Origin of the sequence: Rhodanobacter soli (genome assembly GCF_040548735.1) — a bacterium.
Classification (GTDB): Bacteria; Pseudomonadota; Gammaproteobacteria; order Xanthomonadales; family Rhodanobacteraceae; genus Rhodanobacter; species Rhodanobacter soli_A.
In genome coordinates, this window is record NZ_JBEPSD010000001.1 from 2,324,630 (window position 1) to 2,339,084 (window position 14,455).

A 14,455-nucleotide genomic window follows, 5' to 3' on the forward strand; every position below is an offset into this window, starting at 1 on the left:
GACCGGAAACGGGATGCAGAACAAGGATCTTTGACAGTGTGCGCAGGTGAATTGTGTGGACGTCTTGTGCTGGAGGGTTACGACCTGTCCAAGCAATGCAAGCGTCCCACCAAGTAAAAAGTCAGTAATGAGTTTTGATTGGTTGGGAAGAACGCTTCAGAAAGATAGATTGTCATCATGGTCTGCAAAGGCGATGTGACGATCGAAAACTTAAGTGAAGAGTTTGATCCTGGCTCAGATTGAACGCTGGCGGCATGCCTAACACATGCAAGTCGAACGGCAGCACAGCAGTAGCAATACTGTGGGTGGCGAGTGGCGGACGGGTGAGTAATGCATCGGGACCTACCCAGACGTGGGGGATAACCTCGGGAAACCGGGACTAATACCGCATACGTCCTACGGGAGAAAGCGGGGGACCTTCGGGCCTCGCGCGGTTGGACGGACCGATGTGCGATTAGCTAGTTGGTAGGGTAATGGCCTACCAAGGCGACGATCGCTAGCTGGTCTGAGAGGATGATCAGCCACACTGGGACTGAGACACGGCCCAGACTCCTACGGGAGGCAGCAGTGGGGAATATTGGACAATGGGCGCAAGCCTGATCCAGCAATGCCGCGTGTGTGAAGAAGGCCTTCGGGTTGTAAAGCACTTTTATCAGGAACGAAATACCACGGGTTAATAACCTATGGGGCTGACGGTACCTGAGGAATAAGCACCGGCTAACTTCGTGCCAGCAGCCGCGGTAATACGAAGGGTGCAAGCGTTAATCGGAATTACTGGGCGTAAAGGGTGCGTAGGCGGTTGTTTAAGTCTGTCGTGAAATCCCCGGGCTCAACCTGGGAATGGCGATGGATACTGGACAGCTAGAGTGTGTCAGAGGATGGTGGAATTCCCGGTGTAGCGGTGAAATGCGTAGAGATCGGGAGGAACATCAGTGGCGAAGGCGGCCATCTGGGACAACACTGACGCTGAAGCACGAAAGCGTGGGGAGCAAACAGGATTAGATACCCTGGTAGTCCACGCCCTAAACGATGCGAACTGGATGTTGGTCTCAACTCGGAGATCAGTGTCGAAGCTAACGCGTTAAGTTCGCCGCCTGGGGAGTACGGTCGCAAGACTGAAACTCAAAGGAATTGACGGGGGCCCGCACAAGCGGTGGAGTATGTGGTTTAATTCGATGCAACGCGAAGAACCTTACCTGGCCTTGACATGTCCGGAATCCTGCAGAGATGCGGGAGTGCCTTCGGGAATCGGAACACAGGTGCTGCATGGCTGTCGTCAGCTCGTGTCGTGAGATGTTGGGTTAAGTCCCGCAACGAGCGCAACCCTTGTCCTTAGTTGCCAGCACGTAATGGTGGGAACTCTAAGGAGACTGCCGGTGACAAACCGGAGGAAGGTGGGGATGACGTCAAGTCATCATGGCCCTTACGGCCAGGGCTACACACGTACTACAATGGTCGGTACAGAGGGTTGCAATACCGCGAGGTGGAGCCAATCCCAGAAAGCCGATCCCAGTCCGGATCGGAGTCTGCAACTCGACTCCGTGAAGTCGGAATCGCTAGTAATCGCGGATCAGCTATGCCGCGGTGAATACGTTCCCGGGCCTTGTACACACCGCCCGTCACACCATGGGAGTGGGTTGCTCCAGAAGGCGTTAGTCTAACCGCAAGGAGGACGACGCCCACGGAGTGGTCCATGACTGGGGTGAAGTCGTAACAAGGTAGCCGTATCGGAAGGTGCGGCTGGATCACCTCCTTTCAAGAAATGACGGCGTGAGTCTTCACGCAAGACGTCCACACAAGACACCTGTATTTCACGCGAAGTCCGTTTCGCGAAGAGCAAATCGGCCAGCCATGGCCGGGCTCTTCAGGAACAGCCGCTTCGAACCGAGTTCCAGGTAGCCTGGCTTAGGTTCTGGGGTTCGATCTCACTGGGTCTGTAGCTCAGGTGGTTAGAGCGCACCCCTGATAAGGGTGAGGCCGGTGGTTCGAGTCCACCCAGACCCACCATTAGTCCGAGGATACCTTGGGGCCTTAGCTCAGCTGGGAGAGCACCTGCTTTGCAAGCAGGGGGTCGTCGGTTCGATCCCGACAGGCTCCACCATCAAGCGCTGCGTGAAGTATCAGCACACCCAAGATTTTGAAATCACCCGGCATTGAGGCCGGTGTGATGTTCTTTGAAAACACGTAAACGAGTGACAAGCGTCTTGGTTCGAACCGAACCGAGACAAGTGTTAAGGCACGAAAACGAAGTAACTTGGCTGCACCTGAGGAGGGTGCTGCCCCGAGGCGACTTGGGGTTATATGGTCAAGCGACTAAGCGTATACGGTGGATGCCTTGGCAGTCAGAGGCGATGAAGGACGTGGCAGCCTGCGAAAAGTGTCGGGGAGCTGGCAACAAGCTTTGATCCGGCAATGTCCGAATGGGGAAACCCACTCCGCAAGGAGTACTGCATGGTGAATACATAGCCATGCAGGGCGAACCCGGGGAACTGAAATATCTAAGTACCCGGAGGAAAAGAAATCAACCGAGATTCCCTGAGTAGCGACGAGCGAACGGGGACTAGCCCAAAAGCACATTGTGTTCTAGTCAAACGGCATGGAAAGGCCGGCCATAGATGGTGATAGCCCAGTCGACGAAAGGGCACTTTGTGTGAAATTGAGTAAGGCGGGGCACGTGAAACCTTGTCTGAACATGGGGGGACCATCCTCCAAGGCTAAATACTACTGACTGACCGATAGCGAACTAGTACCGTGAGGGAAAGGCGAAAAGAACCCCGGAGAGGGGAGTGAAATAGACCCTGAAACCGTATACGTACAAGCAGTGGAAGCCCGCAAGGGTGACTGCGTACCTTTTGTATAATGGGTCAGCGACTTACTGTCTGTGGCAAGCTTAACCGTATAGGGGAGGCGAAGAGAAATCGAGTCTGAATAGGGCGCATAGTCTCAGGCAGTAGACCCGAAACCGAGTGATCTATCCTTGGCCAGGTTGAAGGTGCGGTAACACGCACTGGAGGACCGAACCCACATCTGTTGCAATAGATGGGGATGAGCTGAGGATAGGAGTGAAAGGCTAAACAAACTCGGAGATAGCTGGTTCTCCTCGAAAGCTATTTAGGTAGCGCCTCGGACGAATCTTCCTGGGGGTAGAGCACTGTTATGGCTAGGGGGTCATCGCGACTTACCAAACCATGGCAAACTCCGAATACCAGGACAGACTATCCGGGAGACACACGGCGGGTGCTAACGTCCGTCGTGAAAAGGGAAACAACCCAGACCCGCAGCTAAGGTCCCAAAGTCATAGCTAAGTGGAAAACGATGTGGAAAGGCATAGACAGCCAGGAGGTTGGCTTAGAAGCAGCCATCCTTTAAAGAAAGCGTAATAGCTCACTGGTCGAGTCGGTCTGCGCGGAAGATTTAACGGGGCTAAGCTATGCACCGAAGCTCGGGGTGTGCACATTTATGTGTACGCGGTAGAGGAGCGTTCCGTAAGCCTGTGAAGGTGGATTGTAAAGTCTGCTGGAGGTATCGGAAGTGCGAATGCTGACATGAGTAACGATAATGGGGGTGAAAAGCCCCCACGCCGAAAGCCCAAGGTTTCCTCGCGCAACGTTCATCGGCGCAGGGTGAGTCGGCCCCTAAGGCGAGGCAGAAATGCGTAGTCGATGGGAAGCTGGTTAATATTCCAGCACTTTTCTACAGTGCGATGTGGGGACGGAGAAAGTTAGGTCTACCGGGCGTTGGTTGTCCCGGGGAAAGGCGGTAGGCATGGGTCTTAGGCAAATCCGGGACCCTTTATGCCGAGCACCGAGACGAGTCCTATTGGACGAAGTGACTGATACTACGCTTCCAGGAAAAGCCACTAAGCTTCAGCTGTAGAAAAACCGTACCGTAAACCGACACTGGTAGGCAGGGTGAGAATCCCAAGGCGCTTGAGAGAACTCGGGTGAAGGAACTAGGCAAAATGGCACCGTAACTTCGGGAGAAGGTGCGCCCATCGACGTGGTCACGTGCGTGACTGAGCGTTGATGGGTCGCAGTAACCTGGCCGCTGCGACTGTTTATCAAAAACACAGCACTCTGCAAACACGAAAGTGGACGTATAGGGTGTGACGCCTGCCCGGTGCTGGAAGGTTAATTGATGGGGTCAGCCGCAAGGCGAAGCTCTTGATCGAAGCCCCAGTAAACGGCGGCCGTAACTATAACGGTCCTAAGGTAGCGAAATTCCTTGTCGGGTAAGTTCCGACCTGCACGAATGGCGTAACGACAGCGGCGCTGTCTCCACCCGAGACTCAGTGAAATTGAATTCGCTGTGAAGATGCAGCGTTCCCGCGGCAAGACGGAAAGACCCCGTGAACCTTTACTATAGCTTTACACTGAACGTTGAGTTCTTCTGTGTAGGATAGGTGGGAGGCTTTGAAGCGCAGACGCCAGTTTGCGTGGAGCCATCCTTGAAATACCACCCTGAAGTGCTTGACGTTCTAACCTCGGCCCGTAATCCGGGTCAGGGACCGTGTATGGTGGGTAGTTTGACTGGGGCGGTCTCCTCCCAAAGAGTAACGGAGGAGCACGAAGGTACGCTCAGCGCGGTCGGACATCGCGCACTGTGTGCAATGGCATAAGCGTGCTTGACTGCGAGATCGACGGATCAAGCAGGTACGAAAGTAGGTCATAGTGATCCGGTGGTTCTGTATGGAAGGGCCATCGCTCAACGGATAAAAGGTACTCCGGGGATAACAGGCTGATACCGCCCAAGAGTTCATATCGACGGCGGTGTTTGGCACCTCGATGTCGGCTCATCACATCCTGGGGCTGTAGCCGGTCCCAAGGGTATGGCTGTTCGCCATTTAAAGTGGTACGCGAGCTGGGTTCAGAACGTCGTGAGACAGTTCGGTCCCTATCTGTCGTGGGCGTTGGAGATTTGAGGGGGGCTGCTCCTAGTACGAGAGGACCGGAGTGGACGTTCCGCTGGTGTTCGGGTTGTCATGCCCATGGCATTGCCCGGTAGCTACGAACGGAAGTGATAACCGCTGAAAGCATCTAAGCGGGAAGCACGCCCCAAGATGAGATCTCCCGAGAGCTTGACTCTCCTTAAGGCACCATCAAGACCAGGTGGTTGATAGGTCAGGTGTGGAAGCGCAGCAATGCGTTCAGCTAACTGATACTAATGAGCCGTGCGGCTTGACCATATAACCCCAAGACGCTTCGCAAACGTTCCTTTGCACCGTCTCGATTGATTCGAATTCACCTCGACGCTTGTCACTCGTTTACAATTATCTTTACGTGAGATCCTCTCACGGAGAGTCAAGACCGGCCATCCATGGCCGGACTCTTCAACTCTTCAATCGAGGATCGTTCACAGGAGAGCCGGCTGTCAGGGCCGTCTCTTCAAAAATGTGGAGCCGGCGCGTCAGCGCTGCTCCCACCCCTTCCCTGGCGGCCATAGCGGCGTGGTACCACCTGATCCCATCCCGAACTCAGAAGTGAAACGCGCATGCGCCGATGGTAGTGTGGCTTTGCCATGCAAGAGTAGGTCACCGCCAGGGGCTTTATCCAAAGAAGGCCTCCCCATCCGGGGAGGCCTTCGTCTTTGTGGCGGTTGCGGCCGCGATCGACGATCGCAGGCTGCAGGCGTTGTTATATCTGGCCTCATAGTTGCCCAGGGCATCTGTGTCGTGCAATTCCTGCGGGAAGCTGTGGCACCTGGTGGAGACCAGCCACGTTGCTCCACACCGGCATCTCAGCCGGAATGGCTGTCGCACGTGAATGCCACCGTGCTGAAGGTGAAGCTGGCGATGGCCATCATCGGCATTTCGTCGATCCACCTGCTCGCCACCTTCATCAAGGCGCGCAGCATGGACGGCGAAACCATCATGTGGCAGATCCTGCTGCACCTGACATTCGTGGCCTCGGCGGTGGCGCTTGCGTATATCGACAAGCTGACCCAGCCCGGCGGCAAGCACGCCGGCGCGCATTGAACATGAGCGGATGATCCAGGGCGATCGCTCCAGGCATGGCCTGTTGCTACTCTTTGCCGACAGGTTCGTGCGAAGGGAAGTGCCGTGGCGCACCGTTACGTATTGGCGATAGATCAGGGCACGACCAGCTCGCGCGCGATGCTGTTCGATCGAGCCGGTGCTGTGGCCGGCTCGGCGCAACGCGAGTTCCGCCAGATTTTTCCGCAGCCGGGTTGGGTGGAGCACGATCCGCAGGAGATCCTGGCCGGCGTGCTGGCGACGATCGCCGAGGTGCTGACCTCGGTACAAGTCGATGCCGGCGAATTGGCCGGCATCGGCATCACCAACCAGCGCGAAACCACCGTGGTGTGGGATCGGTACACTGGCCAGCCGGTCTACAACGCCATCGTCTGGCAGTCGCGGCAGAGCCTGGCGATCTGCGAGAGGCTGGAGGTAGACGGCTATGCCCCGCTGGTGCGCGAAAAGACCGGGCTGCTGATCGACGCGTACTTTTCCGGCAGCAAGATCCGCTGGATCCTCGATCATGTCGACGGCGCCCGCGCCCGTGCGGAGCGTGGCGACCTGCTGTTCGGCACGATCGACAGCTGGCTGATCTGGAATCTCAGCGGCGGCAAGCTGCACGTCACCGACGTCAGCAATGCGGCGCGTACGCTGTTGCTCGACATCCACAAGCGACAGTGGGATGACGAACTGCTGCGCATGCTGGGTATCCCGCGCAGCATGTTGCCGCAGGTGCGTTCGTGCAGCGAGGTATACGGCCATACCGTGGCATTGCCTGGCTTGCCGGCCGGATTGCCGATCAGCGGCGTGGCCGGCGACCAGCAAGCGGCACTCTTCGGTCAGGCGTGTTTCGAGCCCGGCATGGCCAAGAATACCTACGGCACGGGGTGCTTCATGCTGATGCATACCGGAACCCAGGCCGTGCCATCACGCCATGGGCTGTTGACGACGATCGCGTGGGAGCTGGACGGTGCCGTCGAGTACGCGCTGGAAGGCAGCATCTTCGTCGCCGGCTCGGCGGTGCAGTGGTTGCGCGACGGCTTGTTGATGCTGCAGCACGCCAGCGATTCGCAGGCCTGCGCGGAGAGCGTGGATTCGAGCGAAGGCGTGTACCTGGTGCCGGCTTTCGTGGGGCTGGGCGCTCCGTACTGGCGCAGCGACGTGCGCGGCGCGATGTTCGGTCTGTCGCGCGGGACCCGCAAGGAGCATGTCGTGCGCGCGGCGCTCGAGTCGATGGCCTACCAGTCGCGCGATGTACTGGCTGCGATGGAGGCGGACGCCGGCATTCCGCTGAAGGAATTGCGCGCCGACGGCGGCGCGATCGCCAACGACTTCATGGCCCAGTTCCAGAGCGACATGCTCGGTGTGCCGGTACTGCGACCGCGAGTGGCGGAGACCACCGCGCTGGGCGCGGCCTATCTGGCAGGCCTGGCCGTGGGCTTCTGGGAGAGTCGCGAGCAGCTCGCGGCGTTGTGGCAGGTGGACCGGCGCTTCCAGCCCGTCATGGAAGAGTCCCGCCGTGAGCGGTTGTACCGCGGCTGGCAGGATGCGGTGAACGCCACCATCGGTTTTCGCGTCGACTGAAAAGAGCGAGGCCCGGGCCGTGCCGCGCGAGCCTCGCGATCAAGCTGCGGTCAGTCCAGCGCGTAACCGAACTGGTCGAGGAACTCCGCGGCGAATTCGGCGTAACTGAAGCGCTGGTTCTGCGTGCCGGGATGCTCCACCTTCAGCGCGCCCATCAGTGAAGCCATGCGACCGATCGTGGGCCAGTCCTTCTTGCGCATGATGCCGAAGATCAAGCCGGCCCGGTAAGCGTCGCCGCAACCGGTCGGATCCACGATCTGGCGCTCGCGCGCCGGCGGGATGTCGTGGGTATCGCTGCCGACGTGGATGAGCGAACCGCGCGGGCCCTGGGTCACGATGTACGCGGTCACCCTTCCGGCGATCTCGGCGGCACTCCAGCCGGTGCGGGCCTGCAGCAGCTGCGACTCGTAGTCGTTGACGATCACGTAGGTCGACTTGCCGATCATCGAGCGGAACTCGTCGCCGCTGAACAGCGGCATCGCCTGGCCCGGGTCGAAGATGAACGGCACGCCGCGCGTGGCGAACTCCTCGACGTGCTGCAGCATCGCCTCGCGGCCGTCGGGTGCGACGATCGCGAAGTCGATCTCGGGGATATCGCGCACGTGGTTTTCCTGCGCGCTGGACATCGCGCCGGGGTGGAAGGCGGTGATCTGGTTGTTGTCCAGGTCGGTGGTGATGAAGCACTGCGGGGTGAACTGGTCGTCGAATTCGCGCACGCAGTCGAGCCGGATGCCGCACTGTTCCATGTGCTTGCGGTACGGCCCGAAATCCTGGCCCACGGCTGCCACCGGCAGCGGGTCGCCGCCGAGCAGCTTGAGGTTGTAGGCGATGTTGCCGGCGCAGCCGCCGAACTCGCGGCGCATCCGCGGCACCAGGAACGACACGTTCAAGATGTGCATCTGGTCGGGCAGGATGTGGTTCTTGAACTGGTCCTGGAACACCATGATGGTGTCGTAGGCCAGCGATCCGCAGATGACGGCAGACATGTGTGCGGGAGTCCCCGGGTAAGGTGTGGAAAGACCGCGCTGCCGCGGTCGGCCGAGTGCCGAGCCGGCCGGCTTCGGCCAAAGGCTGGAATCGTACCGCTATCTGTCCTTGTTGGCGACTTTTTACGAGAAGCCTCAGCTCACTTCGAGACACAGAAAGTGTGCTTATGGTCGTGTTGTAAAAGGGTTTCTTAACGTTATTGTCCTTGCGCATGCGAGCCACGCTGACTAGACTGGCGAGCTTACTTTTTAGCCAGGCCGAACCACGGCGGACTCATGTTCAAGAAGTTTCGCGGGATCTTCTCCAACGACATCTCCATCGACCTCGGCACGGCCAACACGCTGATCTATGTGCGTGGTCAGGGCATCGTGTTGAACGAACCCTCGGTGGTGGCGATTCGCCAGGACCGTGGCCCCGGCGGCCCGCGCACGATCGCGGCGGTCGGCGGCGACGCCAAGCGCATGCTCGGCCGCACGCCGGGCAACATCGCCACCGTGCGGCCGATGAAGGACGGCGTGATCGCCGACTTCACCATGACCGAGGCGATGCTGCAGCACTTCATCAAGCAGGTGCACAAGTCGCGCTTCCTGCGCCCGAGTCCGCGCGTGCTGGTGTGCGTGCCGTGCGGTTCGACCCAGGTCGAGCGCCGCGCGATCAAGGAATCGGCCGAAGGCGCCGGCGCACGCGACGTGTTCCTGATCGAGGAACCGATGGCCGCGGCGATCGGCGCCGGCATCCCGGTGCACGAGGCGCGCGGCGCGATGGTGCTGGACATCGGCGGCGGCACGTCGGAAGTGGCGGTGATCTCGCTCAACGGCATCGTCTACTCGCAGTCGGTGCGCGTCGGCGGCGACCGCTTCGACGAGGCGATCATCAACTACGTGCGGCGCAACCACGGCACCCTGATCGGCGAATCCACCGCCGAGCGGATCAAGCTGCAGATCGGTTGCGCGTTCCCGCAGAGCGAGGTCAAGGAGATCGAGATCTCCGGGCGCAACCTGGCCGAGGGGGTGCCGCGCATGTTCACGATCAACTCCAACGAGATCCTCGAGGCGCTGCACGAGCCGCTCGCCGGCATCGTGGCAGCGGTCAAGTCGGCGCTGGAACAGACTCCGCCGGAACTGTGTTCCGACGTTGCCGAGCGCGGCATCGTGCTCACCGGCGGCGGCGCATTGCTGCGCGACCTGGACCGCCTGATCTCCGAGGAGACTGGCCTGCACGTGCAGGTGGCGGACGACCCGCTCACCTGCGTGGCGCGTGGCGGCGGCAAGGCGCTGGAGCTGATCGATCAGCACGGCAGCGACTTCTTCGCACCCGAATAACGCACGCTAGGCAGGGGCGGCCATGGCGCGCACGCGCGACGAATCTTCGCCTCTGTTCGCCGGCAATGCCGCCGGCACGCTGAGGTTGATCGTCTACCTTGCACTGGCCGTGGTGCTGATGGTGCTCGACCATCGCAACAGCTGGCTATGGCGTCTGCGCTACACGGCGGCGGCCGTGGTCGAGCCGGTGTACCGGCTGGCCGGGCTGCCGGCGGCGGGCGTGCGCACCATGAGCGTGGCCTTTGCCGACCGCCAGCGGCTGACCGAGCAGAACCAGCGCCTGCGCGAGGACCTGCTGCTGGCCAACGCCAAGTTGAACCGGATGGCGGCTGTCGCCGAACAGAACCAGCGTCTGAAGGAATTGCTCGACACCCAGCACAGCCTCGAGCTGAACGTGCAACTCGCCCGCGTGATCGGCGTGGACCTGGGTGCCTACCGTTACGAGATGACCCTGAACATGGGTGCGCGCGATGGGGTCAGGCCGGGCCAGCCGGTGATCGACGCGCATGGCGTGATGGGTCAGGTGAAAGAGGTGCTGCCGACCACCTCGGTGGTGATGCTGATCACCGATCCGGCGCATGCGATCCCGGTGGTGATCGAGCGTACCGGCCTGCGCACCGTGGCTTATGGTTCGCGCGACGGCGACCAGCTCGCCCTTCCGAACATTCCGCTCGCAGCCGACGTGCGTGCGGGCGACAAGCTGCTCACCTCGGGCCTCGGCGGACGCTTCCCGCCGGGCTTTCCGGTTGGCGAGGTGCGCTCGGTGGCGCCGGCGGCGACCGGCATGTTCCTGGTGGCGATGGCGCAGCCGTCGGCCGACCTCGACCGCAGCGAGGACGTGCTCCTGCTGCACGACCAGGCCGAGCCGGACGGCCCGCCCGCACCGGTGACGCCGATGGGGCCGCCGGCCGATCTGGCGCCGACGGGCGCCGCCTCGGCCGCCCCGCCGGCCACCGGCGGAGCGCTGCGATGAACAAGCAGCGCCTGAGCCTGTGGTGGTTTGTCGGCACGCTGGTGTTCGCCCTGCTGTCGATGCTGGTGCCGTTGCCCGGCGTGCTGGAGCCGTTCAAGCCGTACTGGCCGGCGCTGTTCCTGCTGTACTGGTCGCTGGAATCGGAGGACCGGGTCACCCTGGGGCTGGCCTTCATGGTGGGCCTGGCGGCGGATCTGCTCAACGGCATGGTGCTGGGCGAGCAGGCCCTGCGCCTGTGCGCACTGGTCTTCATCGCGCTGCGTTTTCGCTCGCGGCTGCGCTTTTTCCCGATGTGGCAGCAGGCACTGGCGGTGCTGGCGCTGCTGCTGAACGACCGCATCCTGCTGCTGATCGTACGCATGCTGGCCGGTGCGTCGCTGCCGCCGGCGAGCTGGTGGATCTCGCCGTTCGTCGGTGCGGCGTTGTGGCCGTTCCTGTTCCTGTTGCTCGACGACTTGCGCGCGCGTCTGCGGATTCAATGAGACATGAACCAGTGACATGAAGCTCCGGCGTTCGATCAAGGATCCCCGCGGCGAAAGCCTCCTGTTCCGGCGCCGCGCGCTGGCAGGCTTCGTGCTGATCGTGCTGTGCCTGTGCCTGTTGCTGAGCCGCTTCGTGTTCCTGCAGGTGATGCGTCACGACGAGTTCGTCACCCGCTCGCAGGCCAACCGGGTCAAGCCGCGCGCGATCCCGCCGGCACGCGGGCTGATCTACGACCGCAACGGCGTGCTGCTGGCCGACAACGTGCCGGCGTTCCGGCTGGAAGTGGTGCCGGAGCAGATCAAGGACATGCCGGCGCTGCTGGCACAACTGGGCCAGGTGGTGCCGCTGGATCAGGACGACCTGGACGCGTTCCGCAAGCAGCTCAAGCAGAGCCGGCGCTTCGAGAACGTGCCGTTGAAGATGCACCTGACCGAGGACGAGATTGCCCGCTTCGCGGTGAACCGCTGGCGCTTTCCCGGCGTGGACGTGGTGCCCTACCTGACCCGGCGCTACCCGCTGGGCGGGATGTTCGCGCACGTGGTGGGCTACGTCGGCCGCATCGACGCGGACGATCTGGAGCGGCTCGATCCCAAGCGCTACCAGGGCACCAGCCACGTCGGCCGCAGCGGCATCGAGCGTTCCTATGAAAATATCCTGCACGGCACGCCGGGCTACGAACTGCTGGAGGTGAATGCCGACGGGCGTACCCAGCGCGTGCTGGAAACGCATGCGCCCACGCCCGGCAAGAACATCTACCTGAGCCTCGACGTGCGCCTGCAGAAGGCCGCCGAGGCGGCGTTCGACGGCCGCCCCGGTGCGGCGGTGGCAATCGACCCGCGCAACGGCCAGGTGCTGGCGATGGTCAGCGTGCCCACGTTCGACCCCAATCTGTTCGTCAACGGCATCAGCCAGGCCGACTACAGCACGCTGACCAACGACCCCGACAAGCCGCTGTACAACCGCGCGTTGCGTGGCGTGTATCCGCCCGGTTCCACGGTGAAACCGCTGGTCGGCCTGGCCGGGCTGGAGACCGGCATGCGCACGCCGCAGGACAGCGTGGTTTCCACCGGCGTGTTCTACATTCCGGGTCAGCAGCGCGGCTATCGCGACGACCAGCGCGGCGGCGTGGGGCGGGTCGACCTGGTCGGCGCGATCGAGCAGTCGGTGAACACTTATTTCTACAAGCTCGCGCTGGACATGGGCATCGACCGGTTCAGCGAGTACATGGGCAAGTTCGGTTTCGGCCGGCCGACCGGGATCGACCTGATCGGCGAATCGTCCGGCGTGCTGCCCTCGCGCGAATGGAAGGCGGCGAACTACAAGCAGCCGTGGTACCCGGGCGAGACGGTGATCGCCGGCATCGGCCAGGGCTTCTGGGCGGTGACGCCGCTGCAGCTGAGCCATGCGATCGCCACCTTCGCCGGGCATGGCGTGCCGTATGCGCCGCGCCTGGTGATGGCCACCCAGGGCGGCGTCAACGCGAAGCCGCAGCCGTTGGCCAATCCGCCGAGCGGACCTTCGGTGATCCGCAACTCGGCCGACTGGGACGTGGTGAACCAGGGCATGCAGCAGGTGATCTATGGCGCCAAGGGCACCGGTCGCCAGCTCGGCATCGGCTTTCCCTACCTGATGGCCGGCAAGAGCGGCACCGCCGAGCGCTTCTCGCGCCGCTCCGAGGCCTACGACACGAACCGCAGCACGGAGTATCTGGCGACCCGCCATCGCGCCTGGTTCGTCGCCTACGCGCCGGCCGACAACCCGCAGATCGCGGTGGCGGCGATCCTGGAATCCGGCGCCTGGGGCGCCTCGGCGGCCGGACCGATCGTGCGCACGATCCTCGATACCTGGCTGGCCGGGCACGACGGCGTGATCGCGGACGCGAAGCGCCTGCCGGTGGCGACCGCGCCGTTGCCGCCTGCCGCGAGCATCCCGCCCGATACCGGTGCGGAAGACGTCGAGCAGCCGGTCGAAGATCTGCCGGCGCAGGCCACGACGACGGGAGGCACGCCATGATCGAGGCGCTGTACGCGCGCGCGCGCCGCTTCCTGCGCCGCATCCTTACCCGGCCGCGGATCGATCTGCCGCTGGCGTTCGGCCTGTTCGTGCTGGCGCTGATCGGACTGGTGACGCTGTACAGCGCGGGCGACGGCAGCCTCGCCCTGGTCGGTGGCCAGGCCGGTCGCTTCGTGCTTGGTGGCGCATTGCTGCTGCTGGTGTCGCGCATCCCGCCGGCGGTGCTGCGCGGCTGGACGCCCTGGCTGTACGCCGGCAGCACCGCACTGCTGGTGGTGGTGGCGATCCTGGGCGAGGGGCGTGGTTCGATCCGCTGGCTGGACCTGGGCGTGATGCGCTTCCAGCCGTCCGAACTGCTCAAGCTGACCATGCCGATGATGGTGGCCTGGTACCTGCACCCGCGTCAGCTGCCGCCGAGTTGGAAGGACATCGCGGTGGTCGGCGTGCTGATCGCGATCCCGGCCGGCCTGATCGCCGAGCAGCCGGACCTGGGCACCGCCGTGCTGGTGGCCACCGCCGGCGCGTTCGCGTTGTTCCTGTCCGGCATGGCGTGGTGGCGCATCGGCCTGCTGGTCGGTGCCGTCGCCGGCATGGTCCCGGTCGGCTGGCATTTCCTGCACCAGTACCAGCGCGACCGCGTGCTGACCCTGCTCAACCCCGAGTCCGACCCGCTCGGCAACGGCTGGCACATCATCCAGTCGCAGATCGCGGTGGGCTCCGGCGGCATCTTCGGCAAGGGCTGGCAGCACAGTACGCAGTCGCGGCTGGACTTCCTGCCCGAGCACACCACCGATTTCATCTTTGCGGTGTTCTCCGAAGAGTTCGGCCTGATCGGCGTGGCCGTGCTGATCGCGCTGTACGCGTTCATCATCGGCCGCTGCCTGTGGATCGCGATGGAGGCGCGCGACACCTATTCGCGCCTGCTCGCCGGCGCGATCGGCATGAGCTTCTTCGTCTACGTGTTCGTCAACGGCGGCATGGTCGCCGGCATGTTGCCGGTGGTCGGCGTGCCGCTGCCGCTGATCAGTTACGGCGGCACGTCGGCGGTGTCGCTGCTGACCGGCTTCGGCGTGCTGATGTCGATCCACGCCAATCGAAAGATGCACATCTGAACAAGGT

The 14,455-nt window shown here is 62.3% G+C and carries 7 protein-coding genes, 2 tRNA genes, 3 rRNA genes and 1 pseudogene; 12 read left to right on the plus strand and 1 reads right to left on the minus strand.

Annotation, left to right across the window (positions count from 1 at the left end):
- Positions 1–211 precede the first annotated feature (211 nt).
- From ABIE04_RS10510 to glpK, 7 genes and pseudogenes are all read left to right on the plus strand, one after another.
- A 16S ribosomal RNA gene (locus ABIE04_RS10510) occupies positions 212–1,756 on the plus strand.
- A 174-nt stretch (positions 1,757–1,930) separates the two neighbouring features.
- Positions 1,931–2,007: transfer RNA gene (locus tag ABIE04_RS10515), tRNA-Ile, on the plus strand.
- Positions 2,008–2,025: 18 nt separating this feature from the next.
- Positions 2,026–2,101 (plus strand) — tRNA-Ala (locus ABIE04_RS10520).
- Between the two features lie 202 nt (positions 2,102–2,303).
- Positions 2,304–5,185: ribosomal RNA gene (locus tag ABIE04_RS10525) — 23S ribosomal RNA — on the plus strand.
- A 243-nt stretch (positions 5,186–5,428) separates the two neighbouring features.
- Positions 5,429–5,542 (plus strand): 5S ribosomal RNA (gene rrf, locus ABIE04_RS10530).
- The 16S, 23S and 5S rRNA genes sit together here with 2 tRNA genes alongside, the layout of an rRNA operon.
- A gap of 195 nt (positions 5,543–5,737) precedes the next feature.
- Positions 5,738–5,974 (plus strand): annotated as a pseudogene (locus ABIE04_RS10535) (YqhA family protein); the annotation flags it as partial.
- 84 nt (positions 5,975–6,058) lie between these two features.
- The gene (gene glpK, locus ABIE04_RS10540) at positions 6,059–7,558 is read left to right on the plus strand and encodes a glycerol kinase GlpK (protein ID WP_354549650.1); all 1,500 of its coding nucleotides are present in this window, start codon (positions 6,059–6,061) and stop codon (positions 7,556–7,558) included.
- Positions 7,559–7,608: 50 nt separating this feature from the next.
- Here the strand turns inward: glpK and ABIE04_RS10545 are convergent, their stop codons facing one another.
- Positions 7,609–8,544 (minus strand): carbohydrate kinase family protein, encoded by a 936-nt coding sequence (locus tag ABIE04_RS10545; RefSeq protein ID WP_354549652.1) that lies wholly within the window; start codon positions 8,542–8,544, stop codon positions 7,609–7,611.
- Between the two features lie 276 nt (positions 8,545–8,820).
- Between ABIE04_RS10545 and ABIE04_RS10550 the strand changes: the two genes are divergently transcribed.
- Genes ABIE04_RS10550 through rodA form a run of 5 tightly spaced genes read left to right on the plus strand, consistent with a single transcriptional unit; the run spans position 8,821 to position 14,448 of the window.
- The gene (locus ABIE04_RS10550; protein WP_056391419.1) at positions 8,821–9,867 is read left to right on the plus strand and encodes a rod shape-determining protein; all 1,047 of its coding nucleotides are present in this window, start codon (positions 8,821–8,823) and stop codon (positions 9,865–9,867) included.
- Positions 9,868–9,889: 22 nt separating this feature from the next.
- Positions 9,890–10,840, plus strand: a complete 951-nt coding sequence (gene mreC / locus ABIE04_RS10555; protein WP_354549655.1) for a rod shape-determining protein MreC — start codon at positions 9,890–9,892, stop codon at positions 10,838–10,840.
- Entirely contained in the window at positions 10,837–11,322 is a 486-nt protein-coding gene (mreD, locus tag ABIE04_RS10560; protein WP_354549657.1) for a rod shape-determining protein MreD, read from the plus strand. The genes mreC and mreD overlap by 4 nt, the downstream gene beginning before the upstream one ends.
- A 16-nt stretch (positions 11,323–11,338) precedes the next feature.
- Complete coding sequence (gene mrdA, locus ABIE04_RS10565; protein WP_354549659.1) at positions 11,339–13,336, plus strand: penicillin-binding protein 2; 1,998 nt, start codon at positions 11,339–11,341, stop codon at positions 13,334–13,336.
- Positions 13,333–14,448, plus strand: coding sequence for a rod shape-determining protein RodA (rodA, locus tag ABIE04_RS10570; protein WP_354549661.1), 1,116 nt, complete (start codon positions 13,333–13,335; stop codon positions 14,446–14,448). Before mrdA ends, rodA begins: the two co-directional genes overlap by 4 nt.
- The last annotated feature ends 7 nt before the right edge of the window (positions 14,449–14,455 follow it).